The following is a 26,468-nucleotide window of genomic DNA, read 5'->3' as shown; positions in this document are numbered from 1 at the left end:
GCGACTGACGTGGAGCACATCGCGACATCCTCGGCGGACTACACCGTTTACGGTCTGGTCATGGCCGCCGACCCCGTGGTGAAGGGGGTCATGATCCTTCTCGTCCTCGCCTCAGTGGCGTGCTGGGCGATCATCTTCGAGAAACTCATCCGGGTCGCCGCGTTGAACCGGCAGATCAAGCGTCTGACCCGTGTCGCTCATCAAACCGATGACGAGCTTCCGCCGCCCCATACCCAGCGCGGCCTGGTCGGCCACGTGCTGAACGCCGCCGAAGCCGAGGTGGAGGTCCCCACCTTCGGCAACGAGTCTCTCAGCGAGTTTCGCGGCCGGCTGGAGCATGCCATGCGAGGCGCTCTCCGCACCGATCTTCAGAAGCTGGAAAGTGGCCTGCCCTTCCTGGCGACCACCGGCTCCGCCGCCCCCTTCATCGGCCTCTTCGGCACGGTCTGGGGCATCGTCAACAGCTTCACGGCCATCGCCCAGGCCAAGGACACCAGCCTCGCCGTCGTGGCGCCGGGTATCGCCGAGGCCTTGATCGCCACGGCTCTCGGCCTTGCCGCGGCCATTCCGGCGGTGGTGGCCTACAACATGATTGCCGTCGCGCTGGGCCGGGCCTCCAACCGGGCCAACGCGGCCGTCACCGAGATCGCCCGGCGCATTCCCCATGCCCGGCCGTCGGTTAGAAAGGCCGCAGAATAATGGCGATGTTCGTCGGCAATGGCGGCGGAGGCCAGGAGGGCGGCGGCTATCAGCCCATGGCCGAGATCAACATCACGCCCATGGTCGACGTGATGCTCGTGCTGCTCATCATCTTCATGGTCGCCGCGCCGCTGATGATGGCGGGCGTGCCTGTCGAGCTTCCGCAGACCAGCGCGACGCGGGTTAGCAATCCCCAGAAGCCGATGATCGTTTCGCTCACCGCCGACGGCGAGCTCTATATCCGCGACGAGCAGGTGAGCCAGGACGGGCTGATCCCGCGGCTACAGGCGATCCGCGCCGAGGAAGGCGACACGGTCGTCTATGTGCGAGCCGACAAGTCGAGCGTCTACGGCAACGTGATGGACATTCTCGGGATGGTGGGGCGCAGCGGCTACGGCCGGGTCTCCCTGCTGTCGCAGCCCAAGCCGGGTGGCGACGAGTGAACGGTCGGGCGGCCGAAAGATAGCGGCCTATCTCAATGATCCGTTTTTTGACATGGCTGATCTCGCTGAGCCTTCACGCTGGGCTTGCCGCGTTCTTCCTGTATCAGCCGGGCGGCAAGGCGCTCCAGGAAGGTTCGGGTGAGGATCTGCTCGTGGTCGAGCAGGGCGTCGCCATCGAGGGGCTCTCCGCGCTCGGCCAGGACGAGATTTCTCTCGAGCCCGTCGAGGCGCCCCCGCCCCAGATGGCCCAGCCCAGCCCGCCCGTCCCGGAGACCGAACCCATTGAGACGGCTGAGCTCGCCGAGGAGGCCGTGGTGCCGCCGAAGCAGGTGGAACCCCTAGAGGACACCGAGGTGATCGAGTCCGAGCAAGGACCCGAGCAGGAGCTCGACATCCAGCCGGAGGTGAAGCCGGTCGAGAAGCCCCCGGAAGAGGTGGAGGAGGTCGACCCCGAGGTTCAGGAGGTGAAGAAGCAGCCTCCGCCCCAGATCGCGACCATCGTCGAACAGACCACCGTCCAGAAGATGCAGAGCTCCGGCCAGGAGCGCAAAGGCGGCACCACCACGAGCCGGACCGCCTATATCGGCTCGCTCCGCACCCATCTGGAGAAGAACAAAGTCAATCCGCGCTCGCGCTTCTCCGGCACGGTGCTCGTCCGCTTCACCGTGAACAAGAAGGGGGAGTTGATCCTGCACGAGATCAAGAAGAGTTCCGGCTCCAAGGTGCTGGACCAGGCCGCGCTCGATTCCATCGAACGCTCCGCGCCCTTCCCCGCGATCCCGGAGGACTGGGGCAATCAGCAGTTCACCCTGGTGGTGCCGTATAATTTCAGCATCCGAGACCGCAAGTAGCGGTCCGGCAGCGAGCCTCGAGACATCCCGCCGCGCGGGAGCGTTCGGCTAGTTGAACTCGTAGCCGACGAAGACCTTGGCGGCCACGTCCGAGCTCGCGTCCGTCAGTCCGAACAGTACGCCGAAGCTGACCGTGAATTCGTCGTATTTGCCGGGGACGCCGCGCTCCGACGCTTCGATCAGCGCCTCGTCGTCATCCTCGCCCCAGGTGAAGTAGAAGGCCGGACCGATGTAGTGTTCCTGCTCTTGGAACGACGTCGAAGAGAGGTCTTCCGCCTCACCGAAGGCTTCCACGGCCAGCATCAGCCGGTCGGTGACGTTGTAGGCAGCCTGCAGGCTGTATTCGACGCCCCAGACGCCCGGCTCGCTATCGGGCCCGAACTCGTCGAAGAACAGGATATCGTTGGTGAGCAGGAAGTCCCCCTGGCCGTATTCGAAGATCGGGCCGAAATGGAAATCGCCCGATCCTTCCGGCGCATTGCCGACCCCCTGCTCCATGCCTCCCTGCATGGCAAAGCCGAACCCGTCGCCCTCCAGGGTGATGATCTCGACCTGGGTCTCGAACTCGATGGCATTGATGTCGAAGGTCTCGCCGTCGGGGACCGTATAGCCCTGGGTGAAGGCGAGCAGCCAATGGCTCGTCGGGCTCATCTGCAGCTCGAATTCCTGGCTCTGCCGCAGCGGCTTCTCGTCCTCGTCATCGTCTGATTTCGACAGACCCGTATGACCGGCGCCGCGATATTGCAGCTGGATCTCGCCTGCATCGATGGTCGATTCCTGGACCTCGAACTCGGCCCGCGCTCGATCGAGCGGCAGGAAGGTCAGAGCAAACCCCGCCGTGGCCACGAGACCGAACTTCATGACCGCTATGGTGCGTTCAGTACTCAAGAGCCACCATCGCTTTCAAAGAAAGGTCCGTGGTCGCCGGCGTCAGAGCAAACAGCGCACCAAGTCCGATCTTCCAGGATGATTCGAGCTGTGAGCCTTCCTTCTGTTCGGTGAATTCGTCGAATTCCTCCTCGCCGAGCAGCAGATAGAGCGTCGGTCCTGCCCTGTGGACCTGATTTTCGAACGGGCCGGAATTCGACAGGCTCTCGATCTCGCCGAAAGCCTGAGCGGCGATCGCCCAGTGCCGGGCGAATTGATATTGCAGCTGGGCGGCGTATTCGAAGCCGGCCCCCGGCACCGCGTCAGGACCCCGCTCGCCTGTGAGCAGTGGATTGAGCGTGAGCAGCCAGGACCCCGTCGCATATTCGATGATCGGACCATATTCGTATTCGTCCGGTTCGCCTTGGGCTTCGTTGAAGGGATGCGTGTAGCCGAGCATGAACGCGATGCCGAGCCCTTCGGGCGGGCGCCGCAGCAGCACGAACTGGGTCTCTGCATTCAGATAGTTGTAGGTGAGGTCTCCGCCCTGGGGCTGGGTCAGCCCGGGCGTGATGCGGAACATCCACGAATCCGTCGGCGCGAGCTGGAATTCCAGCTCATGGCTCTGCTCGAGATTCGCCTCCTCGTCTGGTTCGGCGAGAAGGATGCCGTCATGGGTCGCGCCGCGATACTCCGCCTCGATGGAGCCGGCCTCGGCGTTGACTTGCGGGATTTCGAATTCGGCGCGCGCAGCGGGCGACCCAAAGCCGACCGCGGCAGCCGTGGCAATGGCGACCAATACTCCGCCTTCCCTCTTCTGACGCGACGCCATCCGAAGCGGTTTCAAGCGGCTCCCCCCAACCAGTTCGAACACACACAGGAACCCTGCACCGCCTTACCGACGATTTGCCGCAAGCCTAGCGAGGCTCGCCGTGGCCCGCAAAACGAAAACAGGAACATCTGGCACAGACGACGGGAAGAGTCGGCAGAGGTGGCCGCAAAGCCACAAGTGTTGGTTCTCAGACGGCCTTCTCTCAATCGAGATGAATGGCAGATGAAGTCTACATGAAAATCTAATTACCTTCGCCCCCAACCCTCGGCAGAGGGCCGGGAAAATGAGGTATAGAAGGTGAGAGGATTGTCTAGCCTGAGAAATGCAGGAGTGACTGCCTGGCAGCGACGCTGGGGCGGAGGATCGAAGCCGCCGCCCATGCCGGGTCTCAGAGCGCGAGATTTGGAATGCGTTATCAGACCAAGCTGCTGCTGACGGCCGGAGTGTTGCTGATGCTATCGCTTTCGGCGGCGGGCCTCGCCTATTGGGGAGTTGCCAAGTCGCACGACTATCTCACGCGCTCCCGCATCGCCCATCAGGAGCTGGAAGCGCAGCTCCAGCTGTCCCGCCACAGCCGTCAGCTCTTCAAGGCCTGGACCGACACGTTGTTGACCGGCACCTCGGAGCGTCCCTTCGGCGCCGCCTATCTGGAAAAGGTGATCGAATCCGATCTCTCCACCCTGGAAGGCTTGAGCCGTAAGGAGATGGAGGTCGTTGGCCCCGACGAATCCGCGGCCGAGAATGAGGAGCTGGTCCGTCTCAACGCCATCAAGCGGGAGTTCCAGCACACTCTCGATCAGCTCGCGGAGGTCGAGCAGCTCCGCAGCCGCGGCCGGCCCGACATCGCATGGCAGCGCCTGATCGAGCTTCTGAAGGGCGGCATCGACAGCAAGCTCAACGAGTTGGTCGAGGCCGCGGTCGCGGACGAAACCGCCGAGGTCGCCCGCATCGACGCCGATGCCGCGAAGCTCCTCGCCCGCCTGGAGCGCATCAGCCAGATCCACGCCGCCATCGCCATCCTCGCGACCCTCGGCTTGGTGATCCTTCTGCTTCATCGCCTGCGCGCGCCTCTCGCCGAGCTGCTGCGCGGCACACGCTCTCTGGCCGAGGGCGACCTCTCCCACCGCATCGCCATCACGGGACGCGACGAGTTCGCCGATCTCGGCCAGAGCTTCAATCAGATGGCGGCGGACCTGCAGGCCCATCAGAAGGCGCTCGAAGCAGCCCACGCCAATCTTGAATCGACGGTCGCCGAGAGAACCGAGGAGCTGCGCCGCGCGAACGAATCCTTGCGTCACATCGACGAGACCCGCCGGGGCTTCTTCGCCGATATCAGTCACGAGCTGCGTACGCCTCTGACCATCATCCGCGGCGAAGGCGAGATCACGCTCCGCGGCAAGAACAAGCGGATCGCCGAGTACAAGCATTCCATCGGACGAATCGTGCAGCAGGCCAAGCACCTCTCCGTGCTGGTGAACGACCTGCTCTTCATCGCGCGCCAGCGCCGGCGCCGCCAAGATGAACGTCCAGGACATCGACCTCGCCGAGCTCCTTGCCGGGGTCTGCGACGACATCTCGGTGATCGCGAAGTCGAAAGGCGTCGAGGTGACCTTCGAAACCAGGGCGAAGGAGACCCGGATCGACGGCGATCCCTCGCGGCTCCGCCAGCTTTTCGGAGTCGTGCTGGACAACGCGATCCGCTACTCCAAGACCAAAGGTACCGTGAAGGTGAGCCTCACGCGCAACCGCGATATGCTCACGGCGAAATTCGCCGATGATGGTATCGGGATCCCTGCCGAGGAACTCGACAGCATCTTCGAGCGCTTCCGCAGAGGCGGCAACGCGATGGATCATAACGAAGAAGGGATGGGCCTCGGCCTGCCGCTGGCGAAGGCCATCGTCGAAGCCCACAAGGGAGAGATCAGGATGCAGAGTCGCCTGGGCAAAGGCACCACCGTTGTCGTCACCCTGCCGGCCGAACAGACAGGCACGGCGCCAATGCACGGCGCAGCCGGGACGGTCGCCGCCGCCAAAGCGAAGGCTGGCAAGGCGGAGGCCCAGACGTGAACGTATTGCTGGTGGAAGACGAGCCCCGCGTCGCCGATTTCATCGACCGCGGTCTTCGCGCGGAAAATCACGGCGTAACCGTAGCGCCCTCCGGCGGCGAGGCCATCGAGGTCGCCAAGGGCGGCGAGTTCGACGTGATCGTCCTCGATCTCATGCTGCCGGACATGCACGGCTATGACGTCTGCCAGCGCCTTCGCGCCGAGGGGGATCACACCCCCATCCTGATGCTCACCGCAATGGACACCCTTGAAGACAAGATCAAGGGACTGAAGATCGGCGCCGACGACTACCTGCCGAAGCCGTTCGATTTCGACGAACTGCTGGCGCGCATGGAAGCGCTGGTCCGGCGCTCCCACAATTTCGCGCCGAGCTCCAACAAGCTTCAGGTCGCCGATCTCGTTTTGGACAGGGATGCCCTGGAGGTGACCCGCGCGGGCGAGACCATCAAACTCACTGCCAAGGAGCTCGCGATCCTTGAGCTGCTCATGGGTGCGCCGGGCCGCGTCTTTTCCCGCACCCGCATCCTCAACCAGGTCTGGGGCTATTCGGAAGACCCGCTGACCAATGTCGTCGATGTCTATATCGCGCGGCTTCGCAGGAAGATCGACACGGAGGGCAAGGAACCCCTCCTGGAGACGGTTCGCGGCCACGGCTATCGCCTGAAAGCCGTGAACGAGAAGTCCGAACCCGCCGATGCCTCCCCCTCAACCGCACCGAAGGAGTGACCGTTGCGTAATCTCATTGTCGCTTTTCTGTTTCTCGTAGCGGTGCTTCCGTTCGCCGGATCCGCATCCGCGCAAGACGACGAGGTCTCCGTCGGCGTGCTGAAGTTCGGCACGGTGAGCTGGCTGCTCGACACGATCCAGCATTACAAGCTGGACGAGAAGGCCGGCGTGAAGCTCGACATGCTGCCCCTTGCGAGCAACCAGGCGACCGCCGTGGGCCTCCAGGGCGGCTCCGTCGACATCATCGCGACGGACTGGCTCTGGGTCTCCCGCGAACGTGCCGGCGGCTCGGACTTCACCTTCTCCCCCTTCACCACGGCCCTGGGCGCCATCATGGTTCCGCCGGATTCTCCGATCCAGACTCTCGGCGATCTGAAGGGCAAGACCCTCGGCATCGCTGGTGGCCCTCTGGACAAGAGCTGGCTGCTGATCGTGGCCTATGCCAAGCGGACGGCGAATATCGATCTCAGGACCGAGACCCGCCAGGTCTTCGGTGCGCCGCCGCTCCTCTCCGAGAAGGCCATCCAGGGTGAGCTCGACGCCGTGCTGAACTACTGGCCCTATGCGGCGCGCCTCGAGGCGAAGGGCTTCAAGGATCTCATCGGCCTCGAAGACGTGGTCGAGGAGCTCGGTGCCAAGGGCGAGGTCTCCATGGTCGGCTTCGTCTTCAGCGAGGATTGGGCCGAAGATAATCCCAAAGCCATCAAGGGCTTTCTGGAGGCCGCGGCCGAAGCGAACGAGCTGCTCGCCACCTCCGACGAAGCCTGGGAGCGTCTGCGGCCCATGATGAAGGCAGAGGACCAGGCGACCTTCGAGGCTCTTCGCCGCCGCTACCGCGAAGGCATTCCCGAGCGGACCACGGCTCAGAACGAGGCCGACGCCAAGGTGCTCTATCGCTTCCTACGGGAGCTGGGCGGAGAACGCCTGGTCGGACCGAGCGAGCAGCTCGCTCCGGGCACCTTCTGGATCGGCAAAGGCTCGTGACGCTCGCCCCATGACCATCACTCAGTCAAAGATCCGGCGCGATGCACGCCCCTGGGCCTCGTCCGGCCCAGTGGTCACGCTGATCTCATTCGCGGGCTTCGTGGCGGTCTGGTTCCTCGCCGCCTATATCGCCGATAGCAAGCTGCTGCCGGGTCCGGTGGAAGTGGTGGAGTTCACCATCGACGAGGCCGTCAACGGACCGCTCCTGAGCGAGCTCGGCATCACATTGTGGCGCGTCGCTGCCGCCTTCGTCATCGCGATGGCGATCGGCTCAGTGATCGGCATCGCCATGGGCGAGTCGGTCGTGCTGAACCGCTGGCTCGACTCATGGCTGATCGTGCTGTTGAACCTGCCGGCCCTGGTGATCATCATCCTGGCCTATGTCTGGTTCGGACTGACCGAGGCGGCCGCGATCGGGGCGGTAGCGCTCAACAAGATCCCCAACGTGATCGTCACCTTGCGCGAAGGTGCCCGCTCTCTCGATCCCGGCCTGGACGAAATGGCCCGCGCCTACCGCATGCCGGCGATGGAGCGCCTCAAGCATGTCATTCTGCCTCAGCTTCAGCCCTATATCGCCGCGGCCTCGCGCACCGGGCTGTCGCTGATCTGGAAGATCGTCCTGGTGGTGGAGCTGTTGGGCCGGTCCAATGGCGTCGGGTTCCAGCTCCACCTCAACTTTCAGCTCTTCAATGTCACCGCCATTCTCGGCTACACGATCGCCTTCGTGGCGGTGATGCTCGCAATCGAATTTTTCTTGGTGCAGCCCTTTGAACGTTACACGACCCGTTGGCGAAACCGGCCGGTTTGAGATCGATATCGCGGAGAAGACCTATACCGGCGCCAACGGCGTGCCGGTCCCGGTCATTCGCGACTTCCGGCTTCAGATAAAGCCCGAGAGCATGACCGTGCTCATGGGCCCGTCCGGCTGCGGCAAGACCACGTTCCTGCGCATCCTGGCGGGGCTCGACCATAATTTCGACGGCAGCATCGAAATGCCGGAAGAGACCCGGATCGGCTTCATGTTCCAGGAGCCGCGACTGCTGCCTTGGCGGAAGGTGCGCCGGAATATCGAGCTGGTCGCGGATGAGGCATTCACCGAAGAAGACCTTCTGATTTTGGCGGATGCGCTCAACATCGCCGACAAGCTGGATGTCTATCCCGGCGAGCTGTCCCTGGGTTTGGCGCGGCGCGCGGCTCTCGCCCGGGCCTTCGCCACGCGACCGAACCTGCTCCTTCTCGACGAGCCTTTCGTCTCCCTGGATGAGCCGACGGCCGACCGCCTGCGCAGACTTCTGCTGGAGGTCTGGGAGGCGCGGCCGACGACGGCGGTGCTCGTGACCCATAACCCCCGCGAGGCGGTCATGCTCGCAGACGAGTTGGTGCTTCTATCGCCCCGCCCAACCCACGTGCTGGAGACCGTCCCGGTCGACGTTCCCCAGAACGAGCGGACCCCGGCAATGATCGAAGAGATCTATTCCGACCTGCTGAAGCGCTATCCCGAAAATTTCGCGGCCTGAACGCCCGCGACTCTACCGGCCGATGGGCGCCGCCAATTCGAAGGAGGGTGACGCCCCCCTAGGCCGCTGCGCCGACCTTTCGCTGCTGGATGCCGCGGGACGGATCGTAGGCCCAGGCGGAGAGCCCCAGGAACACGATCGTGCAGCCGCCGACGACGGCCAGCGCCTCCCAGTTGACCTGCTCGTAGAAAGCGAAGCGGATCAGCTCCACCGCATAGGTGAACGGGTTCCACAGGCAGACATAGTAGAGCACCACGCTGCCCTCCCGCATCTTCCACAGCGGGTAGAGGGCCGACGAGGCGAAGAACATCGGGAAGATCACGAAGTTCATGACGCCCGCGAAGTTTTCCAGCTGTTTGATGGTCGACGAGATCAGCATGCCCATGGCGCCGAACATCATCCCCGTAAGCACCAGGGCCGGCAGCACCGAAATCAACGCCGTCAGCGACGGCAGCATGTACACGTCGCCCTGCTCGGAGAATTGGACCGCCGTGGACGGCAGATCGATACCGAACAGATAGGCCACCAGCAGGAATGCGTAGACCTGCACCAGCGACACCAGCACACTGCCGAACAGACGGCAGAACAGGAGATAGGACCGCGGCAGCGGCGTCGTCAGCAGCACGCGCATGGAGCCCATCTCCCGGTCGTAGACCATGGAAAGCGAACTCTGCATGCCGTTGAAGAGCTGGATCATCGCCAGCAGGCCGGGCGTGATATAGACCTGATAGGTGATGTAGGTCTCATAGGGCGGCTGGATATTCACGCCCAGTGCCGCGCGGAAGCCGGCGGCGAACACGATCAGCCAGATCAGGGGCCGCACCATGGCGGCGAAGAAGCGTTCCCGCTGCTGCAGGAACCGCAGCATCTCGCGTCCGACGATGCCATTGAAGGCGCGGATCAGATGGGCGACATTCATGCGGCAACACCCTCGTGCGGATCGCTGGTCAGCAGCTTGAAGGCCGCCCCAAGATCCTCAGCGCCAGTTTCTTTCACGACATCCTTGGCCCGGCCCCGGGCCACGATACGACCCTTGTCCAGCACGATCAGGTCGTCGTCGGGTTCGATCTCGTCGAACAGATGGGTCGCCCAGAGCACGCCGATATTGTCATCCTCCGCGAGCCTGTGAATATGCTCGACGATGGCCATGCGGGTCGGATTGTCGAGGCCGATTGTCGGCTCGTCGAGAAGCAGAAGATCCGGGCTATGCAGGATGCCGCGCGCAATCTCGACACGGCGCCGGTGTCCGCCATTCAGCGCCCGCACGCGTTCGCCGATGCGCTCTCGCGTGTCCAGAGCGTCCAGCGCCCGCCCCATGCGTTCGTCGGCCTCCTTGCGGGGAATACCGCGGAGCGAAGCGAAATAGCGGAGGTTCTGCTTGACCGTAAGGTCGAGATCCAAGGTCGGCTGCTGAAAGACGACACCCAGCGGGGCCAGAGCCCGGCTGCCGACTTCCGCCGGTGACAGGCCGCAAATTTCGATCCGGCCGATGGGCGCATCGAACAGTCGCGTGATGAGCGAGAAAAGTGTGGTCTTGCCGGCGCCATTGGGTCCGAGCAGAGCGGTGACCCGTCCGGGAAGCACCTCGAAGCTGACATCGTCCAGCGCCTGCTTGTCTCCATAGTAATAGGAGACGTCCTTGACGCTGAGGACCGGCGCACCAGACACGTTCGCCTTCGATTCCTTTTGCATGGATGTGCGTGTTCCGTGCCGTCGGCGGACGCGCCGCGGCGCGTCTTTGTTTCCTACCCACCCCAGAGATAACGGTCGGGCGGAAGCGACACAAGCCCGGGGCTCCCGGGCGGCACGCTGTTAATGTTCTTGAAAGGTCGGGATCATGGAGACCGGCGTCGGGCAAACGCACGCCTCGTGCACGTCCGGATTTTCCTGTGATCCGGATCCCGGGCTCGGGCCCCAATCAAATCCGAAGGGACGCGGTCTAGGCAGACGAATTCGAGCTCGCGGCCGCGTCCAGACAAAAAAGAAGCCGCCCCGAAGGGCGGCTTCCGATTTCGTCGTCTGTGGTTCGATCTAGAAGAAGATCACGCCACCAACCTGGAACAGGTCCCAGTCTTCGGTGGAGAAGGAACCACCGCCGGCTGCAGCGCTGAAGTCCGCATCCAGCTCCTGATGCTGCCAGCGACCGAAGACGTGCATCGCAGCAGCGTCGATCTCCTGGACCACACCGAGGCCGTAGCGCTCGACTTCCGAGCTGTCGAAGACGTTGGCACCCAGGGCGAGGTTGGCATTGAAGAACTGGTCTTCGTAGTTGCCGTACTCACCGTAGAAGGTGGTCGCGCCCATCGGCATGAAGGTCTTCTTCAGGAAGGGCTTCAGGTACCAGACGTTGGTGTCAGGCGCTGCCACAAGGTCCAGCGTCTCGTACTGGTACATGCCGTACAGACCGAGGCCAGAAGGCTCGTGCATGACCGTTGCGCCAACCTGGTGCAGGTCGGAGTCAGCCGTCGGGAACGGGAGGCCGGTGCCGCTGCCGCTGGTGTGCGTGTAGGCATAAGCAGCGGTCGTTTTGAAGTTGCCCCAGTCACCGTTGTAGAAGACAGCGACGTCACCCTTGTCGTCGGCACCCCAAGAAGCCTCGAGGCGGAAGCCGGCGATCGTCGGCGAGTCGTAGCGAACGGCTTCGTAAGCGACACCGTTACAGTCGACGCCGATACCCGCGCCACCGATGCCGTAGCAGCCAAGGAAGCTACCCCAGGTCAGAGCGCTGGTGCCGCCGCCCGGCGTACGCAGGAAGAAGCCAGGGCCTTCGAAGAACACCGCATTCGACTCGATGACCGTGCCGGAGGCGTCGGCCAGAACCGCTGCGTTGTCAGAAGCCGGGCTCAGCGTACCCCAGTTCAAAGTACCCCACTTATCGCTCTTGATATACATGTAGGAGTACAGGGTGCTGATGTCGCCGAAGACATCGTCATTGACCTGGTTCGAAGCGAAGCCGAAGACATCGGCCGGCGCCAGAACGGTCATGTTGTAACCAGCCGACCAGCCGGGAGAGATCTGCGCCTCGCCGGTGATCGCGAAACGGCTACCCAGGTCGTAGTCCTTATCGCCAACGACCGAGTTGGAGTCGAAGCCGTCGTCCCAAACGTTGAACGACTTGACGACCCAGCCAGAGATCGTGACGGAAACCTTCTTGTTGCCCTTGCGAACCGTCGTCGCCTCAAGCTCGGCCACCCGCTCTTCCAGATCAGCACAGCAGTCGCCCCCGAAATCCGCGGCTCTCGCCGGGGTTGCGCTCATGGCGTAAACGCCAAGAGTCACACCGAGTGCGGTTGCGATGGTGATGCGGCTGGATGTCTTTTTCAGTCCCCCAAACATATCCATCTCCACCTTCCCTAAATTAAAAGTCCCATCCAAACTCTCAGGCTGGATTTGCATGGGTTGGTTGTCCCCCAGTGCCCAACTGCCTCTCTTCGGCAGTCCCTCCCTTGAGAGAGTTCTGATCTTGGTTATACGGATTCCTCTTTCGAGGTAAATTGCTATCAAAGCAGGCGACTTGGTTTTTGGGGCTTTGTGACATTTGAGCCACGAAGGTTGAACCGGTCCGAAAATGCTCGAAAAAATTACGCGTCCGAAAAATCGTAGTTAAATCAGTTAGTTGGCCTGCGGCGCTCGGTCGCACGCGACGGATTGGGGGTCTGGTAGCAAGACGGGGAAATTTTCCCGTCTTTCTGGCCACGTCTGGAGGACTGCCGCTTTCATAGTCAGTCCGGCACCGGTTTTTGAGCCCGATTTCGTCGATGGACGGCCCGCATTTGCACATTTCGGCGGCAATTCGGTGCGATTCTCCGGACGGTGCAGCCCCAATAGCGAGCGCTGCGACATGAAAGGACTTGCCTTCAGGCGGCTTAGCCTGTTGCTAGCGCGGTCGGCCCGCTCTGGGATAGTCTGGACCATTCCGATCTGACCCGGTGGGGGCGCGGCGGAAAACCAGAAGGCATCAAGCCCAACTGCAAAAGCCAAGCACGTAGAGAGCGTTGGATATGGATCAACTCGCTGACGAAAGCCGTTTGAGCGGCAAGCATATCCTAGTGGTGGAAGATGAAGCTTTGGCGGCACTCCACCTGGAGGACATGCTCCAGGAGCTGGGCTGCGAAGTGGTAGGACCCGCCGCGCGGGTCAAGCACGCCATCGAGCTGCTGGATCAAGGCTCGCCCGATTTGGCCATTCTAGACCTCAACGTCGCCGGCGAGCTGGTTTATCCCGTCGCCGACACCCTCGCCGCCCGGGGCGTGCCGTTCCTGTTCGCCACGGGGTTGGGAATCGCGTCGCTGGACGAGAACTACCGCGACCGGCCGGTGCTTCAGAAGCCCTTCGCCTTCTCCGATCTGCGCGACGCCATGGAGGCGAGCCTCGTCCCGGCCTGAACCCGGTCCAGGCGCGACGCCGTCTCGCCGCAACAGGCATCCTTGATTGTAAGAAGCTTTGGCTCGCCGCCGGTCTAGTTGACCCGCGTCACCTCGACCAGATTGTCGGAGAAGGTCGGCGCGTTGCCGAGCCCGCAATGGGCGTCCGACGAGATCGAGTTCACCGATCCGTCCGAGCGGTTGAGCGACCGCCAATAGCCCAGCGTCGCCACCACGCGGCCAGCCGGAACGTCGTCCGTGACCTTGGCGAATCCTTCGAAGCTGCCGCGCCCGTTATGAACCCGGACGGGATCGCCTTCGCGAATCTGCCGCTCCTGCGCGTCCGCCGGGCTGATCATCACGAACTGCTCGCCCTGGCTTTTGATCTTGTGCGGCTCGTTGGCGTAGCACGAGTTCAGGAAGCCGTGGCTCTTCGGCGAGACGATGTTCAGCGGATAAAGCTTGCCCAGATCGGCGTTGGTTTCCGGACTTTCCCGCGGCGGCACATAACCCGGCAGCGGATCCACGTCCTCGCCGGACTGCATTTCCTCGTACATATGCCGGAAGGGCGGCGCGACGAAGTTCTTGGCGCCTTCCACCTTGAACTCCACCTTGCCCGAAGGCGTCGGGAAGTTGCCTTCCGCATGAGGGAGCCGGTCGTCCGGCGTGCCCACCGCGAGATGGAAGAACCCATGTTCGCGGAAATAATCCATGTCGATCCCGCCCATGGCGTCCGCGTCCCAATCGAGGAAATGCTCGATCTGCTCCTGATCGGACATCTGGAGCCGGGGATCGTCGAAGCCCATCACCTTGGCAAGCCGGCGGAAGATCTCCGAGTTGGAGACCGCTTCGCCCCGCGGCTCGATCGCCTTCTGATTGAGCGTCAGATAGAAATGGCCCCAGGAGAACATCATGTCGTCGTGCTCTCCGGCCATGGTCGCCGGCAGGATGACGTCGGCGTAGCGCGCCGTATCGGTGATGAAATGCTCCGCCACCACCGTAAAGAGGTCTTCGCGCTGCAGGCCAGCCACGATCTTGTCGGTCTCGGGCGCCTGGCTCACGGGATTGGTGTTGTAGCAGAAGAAGCTCTTGATCGGCGGATCGAGCTCCATCTCGCCGGTCAGGGCGCGACCGAGCCGCAGATTGTTCACCACCCTGGTGCCCGGCTTGATCCAGTCCGGCCGCGAGACGCGGTCCCAATGGACCGGAAACTCCCAGAGCGGCATCTGCAGCAGCCCGCCGCCGACATGGCGCCAGGAACCGGTCAGAGCCGGAATGGCGCACACCGCGCGGATGGTCTGGCCGCCGCCCGCATGACGCTCCAGTGCCACGCCCAGCCGGATCACGGAAGGCTGCGTGGTGGCGAATTCGCGTGCGAATTGAGTGATCTCGGCAGCAGGAACGCCGGTAATCTTCTCGACATACTCGGGCGTGAAGTCTGCGGCGCGCGCCTTCAGATCCTCGAAGCCGACCGTATAGTTGTCGACGTAGTCTGATCGACCAGCCCGCCTTCGACGATGGCATTGATGATGCCCATGGCCAGCGCACCGTCGGTGCCGGGCTTCGGGCAGATATGCCAATCGGCGGCCTTGGCCGTGCGGGACCGATACGTGTCGATCACCACCACCTTGGCGCCGTTTTTGCGGGCCTCCAGCACGAAGGGCCAGTGATGCAGATTGGTCGAGATCGAGTTGCAGGCCCAGATCACGATGAACTTCGAATGCACGAAGCTCTCCGGATCGACGCCGCCCGTCGGTCCGACGCTCAAGAGCCACGCGGTCGATGAGCCGGACGCGCAGAACGTCTTCTCGTTGACCGTCGTGCCGAGCTTGTTGAAGAACGCATCGCCCGCGGTCAGCCCCTGCACCAGCCCCTCGTTGCCGAGATAGCTGTAGGGCATGATGGCCTGCGAGCCGTATGTGTCGATGATCTCCGTCCACCGGGTCTTGATGGTGTCCAGCGCCTCGTCCCACGAGATGCGCTCAAACTCCATGGAGCCTTTCGGCCCCGACCGCTTCAGCGGATAGAGAACCCGATCCGGGTTGTAGTGGTGGTCGTGATAATCTTTCAACTTCACGCAGAGCGTGCCGCGGGTCATCGGGTGGTTCTTATTGCCGCGGACCTCGACCAGCTGTCCGTCGACCACCTCGTAGACCATGGCGCAGGTGTCCGGACAATCGTGCGGACACCCGCCATAAAACCGAGAGCTTGGCAATTGTTCGTTCATGCTCTCGAAAGTCTCCCCAGACTTGGACCGTCGGTTTACCGACTTGGTGGTAGGGGGCGCACCCTAATGGCGCATATGGTGTTTGTCGATTATGAAATCAAATCGCGCGATAGAATTTTTTGATTCAAGCAAAGGTTGAGAACCACAAAGGTCCAACTCGCAATTTCACAGGTCCAATTGGTAAGTGACGGGCACCCAGCGATACCCTGAACCGTGCTCTTCCACGAAGCCCACCGACGGGAAGGACGTGTGATAACCGGCCACGGGCAGCCTCTCTCGCGCCGCCATCGCATAGATCCGGCGGCGGGTTTCCGCACCTTGCGCCTTGTCCATATCGAACAGGGCGTCCCAGTCGGGCCGCGCGAGGGACGCAACCTCGTGATGGGCGCAGTCGGCCCAAAGCAGCAGTTGCTTGCCGTTGCTTTCCAGATGGAAGGCCAGATGGCCCGGCGTGTGGCCGAACGCGGCGACCGCCTCGATTCCCGGCACCACCGAATCGCCCGGCTCGATACGCGTCAGCTTTGGGTCGAGGGGCGCCACATGGCTGCGAAACAGAACGGCGCTCTTGTAGTCGTTGCTTTCCTTGTCGGCGGAAAGCGCCGCATCGCCTCGCCAGAAATCGTGCTCTTTCGCGCCGATCACGTAGCGGGCGTTCGGGAAGGTCCATTTGCCCTTCTCCATGAGCCCGCCGACATGGTCCGGGTGGCAATGGGTCAAGACGACGATGTCGAAATCCTCCGGCTTGAACCCGGCCGGGCCGAGCTGGGCGGACAGCCAACCCCCATCGGGACGCGGCACGAAGCCGTTGTCGCCATTGCCCGTGTCGAACAGGATCAGCTCCTTGCCCGTGTTCACGATCGTTGGCGTGAACCCGGGCCGGAAGCGGGTCTCGGGCAAGAGGTTCTCCCGCATCAAGGCTTCCACTTTCTCTTGCGGCTGATCCTGACCGACGATGGGCCACGGCCCGTCGATGGTCGCCCGCGCATCCATGATCGTGGTGATCTCGAAATCGCCGAGCCGGAAGCGGTAATGGGTCGGATAGGCCGGCTCGAGATAAGGAGCCGCCCCACGCGCCTGCCTTATCGGCAAGCCCGCGGCGAACGGCAGCAGCGCAGCGCCGGCCGCAGCTGTCAGCGCCCCACGCCTCGTGATCTCGAACTTTCGCCGCTTCGCTTCCTCTGCCATTCTCCGTCTCCCTATGGATGATCGACCGAGTTCGGAGACTGAGCGACGAAGCCCATGACGCGCTTGTATGAATCTGCTGCCGGCTTAGAAGAGCCGCGTCCGCTTTGGCATGTGGGGCCGGACCGCGCGTTCTTCGCAGGACCGCTCGGCCACAACGTCTCCCACAGCCACGCCACCCCGGTGCTCCTCACGGGGCTCTACGGCACCTTCCGCCTGCGCATCGGCGGCGGCGCTTGGCGTCTCGCTAGCGCCGCGATCATTCCGGCCGGCACCCGCTACGAGTTCGACATGGGCGGCGAACCCCTTTCGGTCCTCTATCTCGAACCGGATCTAGCGGGCACGGAGGCGCTCCTCCCCATCCTCCAAGATGCATCCGGAGAGGAGGATGGCGTCGTCGTGGGACGGTCCGCGACTCTCGATGTCTTCCGCGAACTCTTCGAGTCCTCGGACAGCCAGAGCTGGGCCCAGCATGCCCTGTCCGACCTCGTTTCCTACGCACATGCGCGCGCCCACTCCGAAATCGATCCGCGCGTCGCAAAGCTCGTACGTCGCCTGTCGGACGACCTGACGGAACAGATCCCGGCCGAGAGCTTGGCGGCGGAGATCGGCCTGTCCGTCTCCCGCATGCAGCATCTCTTTGCCGAAACCGTCGGCGTGCCGGTCCGCAGGTATCGCACATGGCGCCGGCTCCGGTCGGCGATCAGCGAGGCCGCGAATGGGAGCAACGGCACCGCCGCCGCCCATGCCGCCGGCTTCTTCGACCAGTCCCATTTCGTCCATGCGTTTCGGAGGGCGTTCGGCGCACCGCCACGGCTTGCCGGCGTGCGCGGCAACTAGACCGGCTCGGCAGCTGCCGGACGCCGGGTCGACACGAAAGCGCCGATGAACACGCACGTCATCAGCAGCACGATAGTGGGCGCGGGCGCGCTGTCGATGAAGAAGCTGAGATAGACCCCGAGGAGCGAGCAGCCTACGGCAACCGCCATCGACGTCATTAGCATCGCGCCGAAACGCTTCGTGATCAGAAAGGCGATAGCGCCCGGCGCGATCAGCATGGCGATCGCGAGAATGATCCCGACGGCCTGAAGCGCACCGACGATCGTCAGCGACAGGATGCAGAGCAATCCGTAATGAAGCAGGCGCACCGGCAGGCCGATCGCCTTGGCCTGCTGCGGATCGAAAGCGTGCAGCAGCAGGTCGCGCCACTTCAGGACGATGGCCCCGACCACGACGAGGGCGATGATCGCCGATTGGGCGATGTCGTCCCAGCCGACGCCCAGCATGTCGCCGAACAGGATGTGCTCCAGATGCAGGTTGGTATCGATCTGGGTGTAGAGCACGATGCCGAGCCCGAACATGCCGGAGAACACCACGCCCATGACCGTGTCCTGCTTTACCCGGCTATTCTCGCGTAGGAAGCCTGTGGCAAGCGCGCAGAGCATGCCCGCGGCAAAGGCTCCAATCCCCAACGGGATCCCTGCCACATAGGCGAGCACGACCCCCGGCAAGACGGCGTGACTTGTCGCATCGCCCAGCAGCGCCCAGCCCTTCAGGACCAGGAAGCAGGAGAGCAGCGCCGTCGGCACCGCCACGCAGAGCGCGATCAGGAAGGCCTGCTGCATGAAGGGAAACAGGAACGGGGCCTCCGGATGGGCCAAGAGCAGGCTCATGCCGGTACCTCCGAGGTCCTTTCCTGTTCAGAAGGCTCGTTCTGCTCAGATGTCTCCTTCAGAGCGTCGGCTACCTTCCGGCGCGCAGCCAGCATTCCATGCTTCGGGGCGAAGACAAAGGCCGTGAGGAAGACCAATGTCTGCAGCACCACGATGACGCCGCCCGTCGCGCCGTCGAGGAAGTAGCTCGCATAAGCGCCGAGGAAGCTTGTCACCGCTCCGATAAGGATCGAGATCACGATCAGACGCGGAAACCGGTCCGTCAGGAGATACGCGGTCGCCCCGGGCGTCACCACCAGGGCGATCACGAGAAAGGCCCCGACGGTCAGCAGCGCGGCCACCGTGCAGGCGCTCAGCAGTGTGAAGAAAAGGAACTTCATGGCGGGCGGATTCAGCCCCGCCGAATGGGCGTGGTTCTCGTCGAAGAACACCGCCATCAGGTCTCGCCATTTCAGAGTCAGCAGCACAAGCGAGACGCCCGCTATGAGAACCAGCTGCAAGGTGTCCTCCGGTGTGATCGCCAGCACGTTGCCCAGCACGATCTGCTGCACATCCACCGAGGTGGGTGACAGAGAGACCATGAACAGGCCGAGCCCGAAGAACGAGGTGAAGATCAGCCCGATGATGGCGTCTTCCTTCAGCTTCGTCCGCTCATTCAGGAACAGCATGGCCCCGGCGGCCAGACCGCCAGCGATGAAGGCGCCGAAGGAGAACGGCAGCCCCAGCATGAAAGCACCGGCCACGCCGGGAACGATGGAGTGAGACAGGGCATCGCCGATCAACGACCACCCCTTCAGCATGAGATAGGCCGACAGGAACGCGCAAACTCCGCCGACCAGCGCGCTCACCCACATCGCGTTGACCATGTAGCCGTAACCGAAGGGCTGGAGCAGCGTGTCGATCATGTGCGAGGCGTCCTGCGCCGAGGCTTCGGCATGGGCTTCTTCGGCGTCTCCTTCTTCGACGTCCGCGCCTTCACGGGCTTCGCCGAGAGCTCCTCCCCCTCGTCCCCGTAGACGACGAAGGGACGCTCGTCGTCCGAGATCACCGTCACGCTCTCGCCCGGATGACCATCGGCGCCCCGCTCGCCCGGCAGCACGAAATGCCGGAGCACACCGCCGAAGGTCCGGCGCAAATTCTCCTCCGTGAACACCTCCGGCGTCGGTCCCGCATCCAGCACCGTCTGCTTCAGGAGCACCGTGCGGTCGCAGAATTCCGGAACGCTGCCGAGATTATGGGTCGAGACGAGCATCACCCGGCCTTCGTCCCGCAACCCCTTCAGAAGCCGGATGATCGCCTCCTCGGTCTTGACGTCCACGCCCGTGAACGGCTCGTCGAGCAGGATCACCTGAGCGTCTTGGGCCAGCGCGCGGGCGAGAAAAACGCGCTTCTTCTGGCCCCCGGAAAGCTCGCCGATCTGGCGCTTGGCGAACTCGGTCATGTTGACCCGTGCAAGCGCCCCCGCCACCGCCTCGTGATCCCGCTTCCTCGGAATGCGCAGCATGTTCATGTGGCCATACCGGCCCATCATGACCACGTCCTCCACCAGAACGGGGAAGTTCCAGTCCACCTCTTCGGCTTGCGGCACGTAGGCGACCAGCGTCTCTTTCAGGGCGTCCCGCACGCTGCGCCCGAGGATCGAGATGGAGCCCTTGCCGGCGCGCAGGAATCCCATGATCGCCTTGAACAGGGTCGACTTGCCGCTGCCGTTCACGCCGACCAGAGCGGTGATTGTGCCGGTCGGGATCGTGAAGCTGACGTCGCGGAGAGCCGTCGTGCCGTTCCGGTAGCTCACCGTCACATCGTCGACCGCGATGCCGTCGAGACCGGCGCCGCCGTGGCCCTCCTCAAGATCGCTGGCGGCCGTCTTCATCGGGTCGGCCCTTTCATTGGCGCAGCCCCTCGGCGATGCGTTCCGACGTAACCCGCAATAGGTCCAAATATGTCGGCACGGGGCCGCCCGCCTCGCTCAGGGAGTCGACGTAGAGGACGCCGCCATATTTCGCCCCCGTCTCCCGCGCGACTTGCTTCGCCGGCGACGCCGAAACCGTGCTTTCGGAGAAGATCACCGGAATGTCGTGGGCCTTCATCTGATCGATCACCGCGCGCACCTGCTGGGGCGTCCCCTGGGAATCGGCGTTGATCGGCCAGAGATAGAGTTCCTTCAGCCCGTAATCCCGGGCGAGATAGCTGAACGCGCCTTCACTCGTCACCAGCCAGCGCTTGTTCTCCGGCACCCCGTCTAGCGTTTCGCGGATGGGCTTCGCCATGGCATTGAGCTTCTCGATATAGGCGGCTGCATTCTTCTTGTAGGTCTCTGCGTTTTTCGGGTCCGCCTTCGCCAGCGCGTCGCGGATGTTCTGCACATAGATCACCCCGTCGGAGACCGACATCCAGGCATGGGGGTTCGGCTTGCCGGAATAGGGTCCCTCGCCGATCCCGATCGGCTTCACCCCGTCGGAGATAACGACACCCGGCACATCGCTAAGGTTCCTGAAGAACTTCTGGAACCAGCGCTCCAGGTCGAGCCCGTTCCACAAGATGAGGTCGGCGCCTTGGGCCTTCACGAGATCACCCGGTGTCGGCTGGTAGTTGTGAATCTCGGCGCCAGGCTTGGTGATGGATTCCACCACCGCCTTATCGCCGGCGACGTTGCGGGCCATGTCGGCAATCACGGTGAAGGTGGTCAGCACCTTCAGCTTGCCGTCGTCTGCACCGCCCATCTCGGCATCGCCGCACGCCGCAAGCGGCAGCACGAGCAGGACCGCCAGACCCAGGACGCAGGCGCGCCTCGTGATCTGCCCTGCCCGCTCCAACCGATTGCGAAATCTCATGCAGCTCTCCAGACGACGGAACCGGCGCGATGTCGCGACCACGCCGGACTTTCCTGTCTCTTCCCGCCTAAGCTAGTTGCGAATCATTTGCAATAAAATAAAGGGCGGCGAATTGGCCCGTTTCGCGCGGAAGCGCGCGATCCCATATGGACAAGCACCGGCGGTCCGCGCCATGCAGTGATCCGGCTGCACGTTCACTTCCCACGTCCGGCACGCCCCTGCCGTTCACCCGTCATCCAGGCTTCCCGATGAACCTCGCCCTGGCAGCGCCCATCGCCCTCTACGTTTTCGTCATGGCGATCACGCCGGGCCCCAACAACATGATGCTGACCACCTCCGGGCTGATCTTCGGCCTGAGGCGGACTCTCCCCCACATGTTCGGCATCCCCGTGGGCGGCGCGGCCCAGATGGCCGTCGTGGGTGCAGGCCTGGGCGCGGCCTTTGCGGTGGAGCCTCGCTTGCAGCTCGTCATCAAGTTCGGCGGGACGCTCTATCTGTTTTGGCTTGCATGGAAGCTGTGGCGTGCCGCAGGCGTTCCGGAAGCCCGCGCCGCCGAGCCCATCAGCTTCTGGCAGGCGGCTCTGTTCCAGTTCGCCAATCCGAAATCCTGGGTCCTCGTCGTCACGGCAGTCGCCGCCTACACGACGCCCGGTCCGGACTATGTCTGGTCGCTGCTCCTGGTGATCGGCGTCTTCATGTGCACGACGACCCCATGCGCGGCGACATGGACGACATTTGGGGCCGCCCTGAAATCGCTCCTGAAGGACGAAAGATGGCTGCTGATCGTCAATCGCACCCTGGCCGTGCTGACGGCGCTCACGGCGCTGATATTCTGGCTCTAGCAGCTGCCGCAAAGAAGCGCGCGAGGAGAAGTTCAATGACCGCGGAGTTCGAAACATTCGCCCTGGGCGACGTCACGCTCCAGTCGGGCGAGACCCTGAAGCACGCCAAGCTCGCCTATAAGACTTACGGCACCCTCTCGTCCAAGGGCGACAATGCGGTCCTCATGCCCACCTTCTATACGGGCACCCACACGCGCAACGAGGCGTATTTCGGTCCTGGACGCGCCATCGATCCGGCGCGCCACTTCATCGTCTCCATCAACATGTTCGGCAACGGCCTCTCCTCATCGCCGAGCAACACCGTGCCCGAGCAGGCGGGCCACCGCTTCCCGCGCATCAGTCTCTACGACAACGTCGTCTGCCAGCATCGCCTTGTGGTGGAGGAGCTCGGCATCGACCGCCTGGCGCTTGTCATCGGCTGGTCCATGGCAGGCTGCCAGACCTACCATTGGGGCGCGCTCTATCCCGATATGGTCGAAGCGATCCTGCCCTTCTGCGCCTCCGCCAAGACCTCGCCCCACAACATTGTGTTCCTGGAAGGCGTGAAGGCCGCGCTCCAGGCCGATTGCGCCTGGAAGGGCGGCGATTACGACGCCCAGCCTGTCGCCGGGCTCAAGGCCTTCGCCAGGGTCTATGCCGGCTGGGCCTATTCTCAGGCCTTCTTCCGGGATGGGCTCTATCGCCAGCTTGGCTATGAGACGATCGAAGCGCTGCTGCAGGATTGGGAGGCCGACCACGTCGACAACTGGGACGCCAACGATCTGATGGCCAAGCTTTGGGCCTGGCAGAACGGCGACATCAGCGCCAACGGCCATTACGGCGGGGACATCGCCAGGGCGCTGGAAAGCATCCGCCCCAAGGCGATCCTGATCCCCTCAACCACCGATCTCTACTTCCCGCCGGAGGATAACGCTCTCGAGGCCGAGCGCATGCCGAATGCCGAGTTCCGCCCCTATGCATCCGACCTCGGCCACTGCGCGGCATCGCCCGGCAAGGATCCCGCATTCGCATCTTTCCTCGATCGGGCGGTTGCAGACCTCCTTTCATAGACACCCGGCCGCAACCGATCGGCCGCAACCCCTAGGACTGGGGCGATTTATCGCGGGTAACGGCCTAACTAACTGACCTATCGGTATATTTTTCTTACCTCTAGCTTTATCCGGCACGGTAAACGCTCGTTGACTCTGCAACCGAAGATAGACGCAAATTAACCGAGAGTTGTGCAACCTGGATCACCATAAGCTGATTAGGCCGACCAATGGCCATCTATGGAGGACCGGGTTATGCACCTTGACTACCCGCGCAATGGACGACTTGCTTATCTCGCTGCAATTCTTGCCCTATCCACGGCATTCTCGGCACCTGCCGCCGCCCAGTTCCTTGGCGGAGGGGGTGGCGGAGGCGGCCTCGGCGGAACCGTAGGTGGCATTACCGGCGGGGTGGGAGGCACCGTCGGCGGTGTAACGAGCGGGGTCGGAGGGACGGTCGGCGGGGTGACCAGCGGCGTCGGCGGCGCGGTCGGCGGTTCGGTCGGCGGCACTGTCGGTAGTGTCGGAGGCGCATTCGGCGGGACCGTTGGTAGCGTCGGCGGATCGGTCGGCGGCGCGATCGGCAGCACCGGCGGTTCGGTCGGCGGTGCGCTGAGCGGTGCCACGGCGGCGGCGGTGGCGGAAGCCTCGGCGGCGGCATCGGCTCCGCGACGGGCGGCGCGAGTGGCGCGGTTAACAATGCCCTGGGAGCGGCCGGCACTGTCGGCAGAGGCGGCTCGAGCTTGAACCAGGGATCGTTCTTCTCGGGCGGTGTCGATTTCAACAATCGCAACCGGCGAATCGTGGTCCCGCCTGAAGGGTCCCGCAACGCCCGCTCCGGTGGCGGAGGCCTGTTCAACTGTCGTAACGGCGTGACGCAAGCCGCGACCCAACCGGTCCAGCGGGCTCCCGCCATCGCAAATACCAAACCTGCCCAGACCAAGCCGGCATCCGCGGTCGCGAGCACCGCGAACAACGTCATTCGCCGAGCGAGCGGTGCGCCTTCAGAGCCGCCGCCGCTGCCGGTCCGCAACCCGGTTCGTGTCGAACCCGCGGCCAAGCTGGTCCAGAACGACACCGGGCCTGACAAATCCGTCAGCCCGGGCATCGATCGCGGCCTGAAGCTCGGCAACGGCGGCAAATCCGGCAAGCTGGCCGATGCCGATGTCAGCACCGAGCTCGGTCAGGACGTCTCGGTGAAGGCCGACGAAGGCGGCCTCGCACTCGACATCAATCCAAACGACAAGAAGCTGAACAGCGAAGGCGCCATCGTCTCCACGAACGCCCAAGCGCTCGGCGACAAGAGCGAGGTCGGCGGCGGTGAAGAGGCGGCCATCGCCTCCACCAATGTCGGCGTCGCCAACGCGGCAGGCACCAAGACCGGCGGCGATGCCAATTCCAAGGCAACCTCGACCAACATCGCCGCCTTCAACAAGAAGGGCAGCACCACGGGCGATAACAGCTCCGGCGACAATCTCCTCGGCGCCGCGAACGTGTCGGCTCTGAATGGGGAGAACACCCAGACCGGAAACGAGGGCTCCGGCGATACGGTCGCTTCGCCCAACGTTTCCCTACTCAATGCCGACGGCAACAAGACCGGTGATCGTGGCGCCGGCGAGCGGTTGGTCTCCGGCAACGTCTCGGGCCTGAATGCCGAAGGTATCGAGACCGGCAACAAGGGCTCCGGTGATGCGGTCACCTCCCCCAACGTCGCGCTGCTGAATAAGAACGGCACCGAGACCGGCAATCGCGGTCCGGGCGACAAGGGCGTCTCCGGCAACCTGGCCGTTCTCGACGACGGCGCCAAAACCGGGAACGAGGGCTCGGGTAATCACGCCATCAGCCCCAACGTCTCAGCTCTCGACTCAAACACTGAGACCGGTAACCAAGGCTCCGGGGACCGGCTCGCCGCACCGAACGTGTCGGCTCTGAACGACGGCACCAAGACCGGCGAGGAAGGATCTGGCGAACGCGGGATCACACCCAACGTCTCCGCCCTCAACGCCGAAGGCACCGAGACCGGAAACGAGGGTTCGGGCGATAATGTCCTTGCCCCGAACGTCTCCGCGCTGAACGGTCCCGATACCCAGACCGGCGAATCCGGCTCCGGCGACCGGACCATCGCAGGCAATATCTCGGCCCTGAATGCGAAAGGCACCGAAACCGGCAATGACGGCTCCGGCGACGGCTTGGCGGGTCCGAATGTGGCGGCGCTGAACGGCAAAGACACGAAGACCGGCGAGTCCGGCTCCGGAGATCGCGCGACCACGGGCAATGCGGCGCTGCTCAATGCGGCCCGTACCCGCACCGGCGACACGGGATCGGGCGACGGGCTGGCGGGCACCAACGCCTCCCTGCTCAACGCCTCCGACACCTCGGCCGGCGATAGCGGTTCCGGTGAGGACAGCCTGTCCGGCAATCTCTCCGTGCTGAACGAAAGCGGCTCCGAGACGGGAGACAGCGGGTCCGGCGACTCCCTGTCGGATCTCAACGCCGCGTTCCTCAACGGCGAGGACACCAAAACCGGCGAGTCCGGCTCCGGAGACGACGGTTCGGTGCTGAACCTGTCCGCCCTCAATGCGGACGGCACCGACACCGGCGACAGCGGCTCGGGCGACAGTGCGGGATCCACCAACATTCAACTCCTGAATGCGACGGACTCTGTGACCGGTGACAAGAGCACTGGCGATGACGCGCTCACCACCAATGTCTCTGCCCTCAACTTCTCCAAGGCCCTGACCGGCGACTCCGGCGGCGGGGACGGCACGACATCCACCAATGTGGCTCTGCTGAACCTCGGCGGAACGGAGACCGGAGACGACGGCTCGGGTGATTCCAATACCCTGAACCTCTCCGTTCTCAACACCGATCCGGGCGACGGCGGCCCCGGCGATGGCGGACCCGGTGACGGCGGCCCTGGGGACCGCGGCCCGGGTGACGGTGGACCTGGTGACGGCGGACCCGGTGATGGTGGTCCCGGCGATGGCGGTCCTGGCGGCGGCGGCCCCGGCGATGTTGGTGACAACGGCGGCCCGGGCACCAATGGTCAGGACGGCAACAATGCCGGTGGCGACTCCGGTGGCGGCGGCGGCAGCGTGGCGATCGGCGGCTATAACGGCCAGTATCAGGATGCCGATCTGAAGAAGCTCGCCAGGCTGTGTGTCGACGTGCTGCGGGATCCCAGGCGCTACCGCGAGCTGAAGTGGCGCCGTAAGGATCTGGTGAAGCTCTGCAACGAGATCGCCCGCAGATATCCGGAAGTGGCGGAGGCCGCGAAGCGAAAGCAATAGTCTTTCGAGAGCGAGGACGACTGAAGGGCGGAGCTGCGGCTCC

At 63.7% G+C, this 26,468-nt stretch carries 24 protein-coding genes and 1 pseudogene; 14 read left to right on the top strand and 11 right to left on the bottom strand.

What is annotated here, in order from left to right; all coding sequences use genetic code 11:
- The first annotated feature begins 9 nt into the window (after positions 1-9).
- From A7A08_RS07050 to A7A08_RS07040, 3 genes are read left to right on the top strand one after another with little or no spacing between them, the layout of a single operon-like run.
- A complete protein-coding gene (locus A7A08_RS07050; protein WP_245290842.1) occupies positions 10-699 on the top strand; it encodes a MotA/TolQ/ExbB proton channel family protein in 690 nt (229 codons plus the stop codon).
- On the top strand, positions 699-1,142 hold the full coding sequence (locus A7A08_RS07045) for an ExbD/TolR family protein (protein WP_141693887.1): 444 nt from the start codon (positions 699-701) through the stop codon (positions 1,140-1,142). The genes A7A08_RS07050 and A7A08_RS07045 overlap by 1 nt, the downstream gene beginning before the upstream one ends.
- Positions 1,143-1,177: 35 nt before the next feature.
- On the top strand, positions 1,178-1,993 hold the full coding sequence (locus A7A08_RS07040) for an energy transducer TonB family protein (RefSeq protein WP_069094810.1): 816 nt from the start codon (positions 1,178-1,180) through the stop codon (positions 1,991-1,993).
- Between the two features lie 48 nt (positions 1,994-2,041).
- On the opposite strand, the gene A7A08_RS07035 is transcribed toward A7A08_RS07040, so the two are convergent.
- A complete protein-coding gene (locus A7A08_RS07035; RefSeq protein ID WP_141693886.1) occupies positions 2,042-2,881 on the bottom strand; it encodes a hypothetical protein in 840 nt (279 codons plus the stop codon).
- Positions 2,871-3,659, bottom strand: a complete 789-nt coding sequence (locus A7A08_RS07030) for a hypothetical protein (protein ID WP_069094808.1) — start codon at positions 3,657-3,659, stop codon at positions 2,871-2,873. The genes A7A08_RS07035 and A7A08_RS07030 overlap by 11 nt, the downstream gene beginning before the upstream one ends.
- A gap of 440 nt (positions 3,660-4,099) precedes the next feature.
- Between A7A08_RS07030 and A7A08_RS07025 the strand changes: the two genes are divergently transcribed.
- The 6 genes from A7A08_RS07025 to A7A08_RS07000 are packed head-to-tail and all read left to right on the top strand — an operon-like array spanning position 4,100 to position 8,985.
- On the top strand, positions 4,100-5,470 hold the full coding sequence (locus A7A08_RS07025; protein ID WP_069094807.1) for a HAMP domain-containing protein: 1,371 nt from the start codon (positions 4,100-4,102) through the stop codon (positions 5,468-5,470).
- Positions 5,373-5,759: a sensor histidine kinase gene (locus tag A7A08_RS15510; protein ID WP_169822949.1), complete on the top strand. Its 387-nt coding sequence runs from the start codon at positions 5,373-5,375 to the stop codon at positions 5,757-5,759. The genes A7A08_RS07025 and A7A08_RS15510 overlap by 98 nt, the downstream gene beginning before the upstream one ends.
- Positions 5,756-6,484, top strand: coding sequence for a response regulator transcription factor (locus A7A08_RS07015; protein ID WP_069094805.1), 729 nt, complete (start codon positions 5,756-5,758; stop codon positions 6,482-6,484). Before A7A08_RS15510 ends, A7A08_RS07015 begins: the two co-directional genes overlap by 4 nt.
- 3 nt (positions 6,485-6,487) lie before the next feature.
- Complete coding sequence (locus A7A08_RS07010) at positions 6,488-7,468, top strand: ABC transporter substrate-binding protein (protein ID WP_069094804.1); 981 nt, start codon at positions 6,488-6,490, stop codon at positions 7,466-7,468.
- 10 nt (positions 7,469-7,478) lie between these two features.
- Positions 7,479-8,276 (top strand): ABC transporter permease, encoded by a 798-nt coding sequence (locus A7A08_RS07005; protein WP_083226537.1) that lies wholly within the window; start codon positions 7,479-7,481, stop codon positions 8,274-8,276.
- Positions 8,236-8,985, top strand: a complete 750-nt coding sequence (locus A7A08_RS07000) for an ABC transporter ATP-binding protein (protein WP_069094803.1) — start codon at positions 8,236-8,238, stop codon at positions 8,983-8,985. Before A7A08_RS07005 ends, A7A08_RS07000 begins: the two co-directional genes overlap by 41 nt.
- 58 nt (positions 8,986-9,043) lie before the next feature.
- Here A7A08_RS07000 and A7A08_RS06995 read toward each other — a convergent pair whose 3' ends face one another.
- The 3 genes from A7A08_RS06995 to A7A08_RS06985 form a co-directional block, all read right to left on the bottom strand.
- Entirely contained in the window at positions 9,044-9,904 is an 861-nt protein-coding gene (locus tag A7A08_RS06995; RefSeq protein WP_069094802.1) for an ABC transporter permease, read from the bottom strand.
- Entirely contained in the window at positions 9,901-10,677 is a 777-nt protein-coding gene (locus tag A7A08_RS06990; RefSeq protein ID WP_069094801.1) for an ABC transporter ATP-binding protein, read from the bottom strand. Before A7A08_RS06990 ends, A7A08_RS06995 begins: the two co-directional genes overlap by 4 nt.
- Before the next feature lie 339 nt (positions 10,678-11,016).
- Positions 11,017-12,327, bottom strand: coding sequence for a porin (locus A7A08_RS06985; RefSeq protein ID WP_083226536.1), 1,311 nt, complete (start codon positions 12,325-12,327; stop codon positions 11,017-11,019).
- Positions 12,328-12,986: 659 nt separating this feature from the next.
- On the opposite strand from A7A08_RS06985, the gene A7A08_RS06980 reads away from it, so the two are divergent.
- Positions 12,987-13,370 (top strand): response regulator, encoded by a 384-nt coding sequence (locus A7A08_RS06980; protein WP_069094800.1) that lies wholly within the window; start codon positions 12,987-12,989, stop codon positions 13,368-13,370.
- Between the two features lie 74 nt (positions 13,371-13,444).
- Here the strand turns inward: A7A08_RS06980 and A7A08_RS06975 are convergent.
- Together A7A08_RS06975 and A7A08_RS06970 are read right to left on the bottom strand one after the other, a co-directional pair.
- A pseudogene (locus A7A08_RS06975) lies at positions 13,445-15,576 on the bottom strand (molybdopterin-containing oxidoreductase family protein).
- A 165-nt stretch (positions 15,577-15,741) separates the two neighbouring features.
- The gene (locus A7A08_RS06970) at positions 15,742-16,761 is read right to left on the bottom strand and encodes an MBL fold metallo-hydrolase (RefSeq protein ID WP_083226535.1); all 1,020 of its coding nucleotides are present in this window, start codon (positions 16,759-16,761) and stop codon (positions 15,742-15,744) included.
- Positions 16,762-16,815: 54 nt separating this feature from the next.
- Here A7A08_RS06970 and A7A08_RS06965 point away from each other — a divergent pair, with 54 nt between their 5' ends.
- Entirely contained in the window at positions 16,816-17,598 is a 783-nt protein-coding gene (locus A7A08_RS06965; RefSeq protein WP_069094799.1) for an AraC family transcriptional regulator, read from the top strand.
- Here the strand turns inward: A7A08_RS06965 and A7A08_RS06960 are convergent.
- From A7A08_RS06960 to A7A08_RS06945, 4 genes are read right to left on the bottom strand one after another with little or no spacing between them, the layout of a single operon-like run.
- Positions 17,595-18,431, bottom strand: coding sequence for a metal ABC transporter permease (locus tag A7A08_RS06960; protein WP_069094798.1), 837 nt, complete (start codon positions 18,429-18,431; stop codon positions 17,595-17,597). The genes A7A08_RS06965 and A7A08_RS06960 overlap by 4 nt on opposite strands.
- Entirely contained in the window at positions 18,428-19,336 is a 909-nt protein-coding gene (locus A7A08_RS06955) for a metal ABC transporter permease (RefSeq protein ID WP_069094797.1), read from the bottom strand. The genes A7A08_RS06960 and A7A08_RS06955 overlap by 4 nt, the downstream gene beginning before the upstream one ends.
- Complete coding sequence (locus tag A7A08_RS06950) at positions 19,333-20,304, bottom strand: manganese/iron ABC transporter ATP-binding protein (protein WP_069094796.1); 972 nt, start codon at positions 20,302-20,304, stop codon at positions 19,333-19,335. The genes A7A08_RS06955 and A7A08_RS06950 overlap by 4 nt, the downstream gene beginning before the upstream one ends.
- A 13-nt stretch (positions 20,305-20,317) precedes the next feature.
- Positions 20,318-21,265 carry a metal ABC transporter substrate-binding protein gene (locus A7A08_RS06945; RefSeq protein WP_083226582.1) on the bottom strand — a complete coding sequence of 316 codons (948 nt, stop codon included), beginning with the start codon at positions 21,263-21,265 and terminating at the stop codon, positions 20,318-20,320.
- Positions 21,266-21,513: 248 nt separating this feature from the next.
- Here A7A08_RS06945 and A7A08_RS06940 point away from each other — a divergent pair, with 248 nt between their 5' ends.
- From A7A08_RS06940 to A7A08_RS06930, 3 genes are all read left to right on the top strand, one after another.
- Positions 21,514-22,107 carry a LysE family translocator gene (locus A7A08_RS06940; protein WP_069094795.1) on the top strand — a complete coding sequence of 198 codons (594 nt, stop codon included), beginning with the start codon at positions 21,514-21,516 and terminating at the stop codon, positions 22,105-22,107.
- A 35-nt stretch (positions 22,108-22,142) separates the two neighbouring features.
- Positions 22,143-23,156 carry an alpha/beta fold hydrolase gene (locus A7A08_RS06935; protein ID WP_069094794.1) on the top strand — a complete coding sequence of 338 codons (1,014 nt, stop codon included), beginning with the start codon at positions 22,143-22,145 and terminating at the stop codon, positions 23,154-23,156.
- A 722-nt stretch (positions 23,157-23,878) separates the two neighbouring features.
- Complete coding sequence (locus A7A08_RS06930; protein ID WP_069094793.1) at positions 23,879-26,425, top strand: beta strand repeat-containing protein; 2,547 nt, start codon at positions 23,879-23,881, stop codon at positions 26,423-26,425.
- The last annotated feature ends 43 nt before the right edge of the window (positions 26,426-26,468 follow it).

This window comes from Methyloligella halotolerans (assembly GCF_001708935.1).
In the GTDB taxonomy this organism is placed as follows: domain Bacteria; phylum Pseudomonadota; class Alphaproteobacteria; order Rhizobiales; family Methyloligellaceae; genus Methyloligella; species Methyloligella halotolerans.
This window is presented reverse-complemented; position numbering and strand designations above follow the sequence as displayed.

Bases quoted from the DNA above. Each gene is read 5' to 3' on its own strand.
- A7A08_RS07045 (WP_141693887.1), top strand. From the start codon at position 699: ATGGCGATGTTCGTCGGCAATGGCGGCGGAGGCCAGGAGGGCGGCGGC.
- A7A08_RS07040 (WP_069094810.1), top strand. From the start codon at position 1,178: ATGATCCGTTTTTTGACATGGCTGATCTCGCTGAGCCTTCACGCTGGG.
- A7A08_RS07025 (WP_069094807.1), top strand. From the start codon at position 4,100: ATGCGTTATCAGACCAAGCTGCTGCTGACGGCCGGAGTGTTGCTGATG.
- A7A08_RS07005 (WP_083226537.1), top strand. From the start codon at position 7,479: ATGACCATCACTCAGTCAAAGATCCGGCGCGATGCACGCCCCTGGGCC.
- A7A08_RS06995 (WP_069094802.1), bottom strand. From the start codon at position 9,904: ATGAATGTCGCCCATCTGATCCGCGCCTTCAATGGCATCGTCGGACGC.
- A7A08_RS06990 (WP_069094801.1), bottom strand. From the start codon at position 10,677: ATGCAAAAGGAATCGAAGGCGAACGTGTCTGGTGCGCCGGTCCTCAGC.
- A7A08_RS06985 (WP_083226536.1), bottom strand. From the start codon at position 12,327: ATGGATATGTTTGGGGGACTGAAAAAGACATCCAGCCGCATCACCATC.
- A7A08_RS06980 (WP_069094800.1), top strand. From the start codon at position 12,987: ATGGATCAACTCGCTGACGAAAGCCGTTTGAGCGGCAAGCATATCCTA.
- A7A08_RS06970 (WP_083226535.1), bottom strand. From the start codon at position 16,761: ATGGCAGAGGAAGCGAAGCGGCGAAAGTTCGAGATCACGAGGCGTGGG.
- A7A08_RS06965 (WP_069094799.1), top strand. From the start codon at position 16,816: ATGACGCGCTTGTATGAATCTGCTGCCGGCTTAGAAGAGCCGCGTCCG.
- A7A08_RS06960 (WP_069094798.1), bottom strand. From the start codon at position 18,431: ATGAGCCTGCTCTTGGCCCATCCGGAGGCCCCGTTCCTGTTTCCCTTC.
- A7A08_RS06955 (WP_069094797.1), bottom strand. From the start codon at position 19,336: ATGATCGACACGCTGCTCCAGCCCTTCGGTTACGGCTACATGGTCAAC.
- A7A08_RS06950 (WP_069094796.1), bottom strand. From the start codon at position 20,304: ATGAAGACGGCCGCCAGCGATCTTGAGGAGGGCCACGGCGGCGCCGGT.
- A7A08_RS06945 (WP_083226582.1), bottom strand. From the start codon at position 21,265: ATGAGATTTCGCAATCGGTTGGAGCGGGCAGGGCAGATCACGAGGCGC.
- A7A08_RS06940 (WP_069094795.1), top strand. From the start codon at position 21,514: ATGAACCTCGCCCTGGCAGCGCCCATCGCCCTCTACGTTTTCGTCATG.
- A7A08_RS06935 (WP_069094794.1), top strand. From the start codon at position 22,143: ATGACCGCGGAGTTCGAAACATTCGCCCTGGGCGACGTCACGCTCCAG.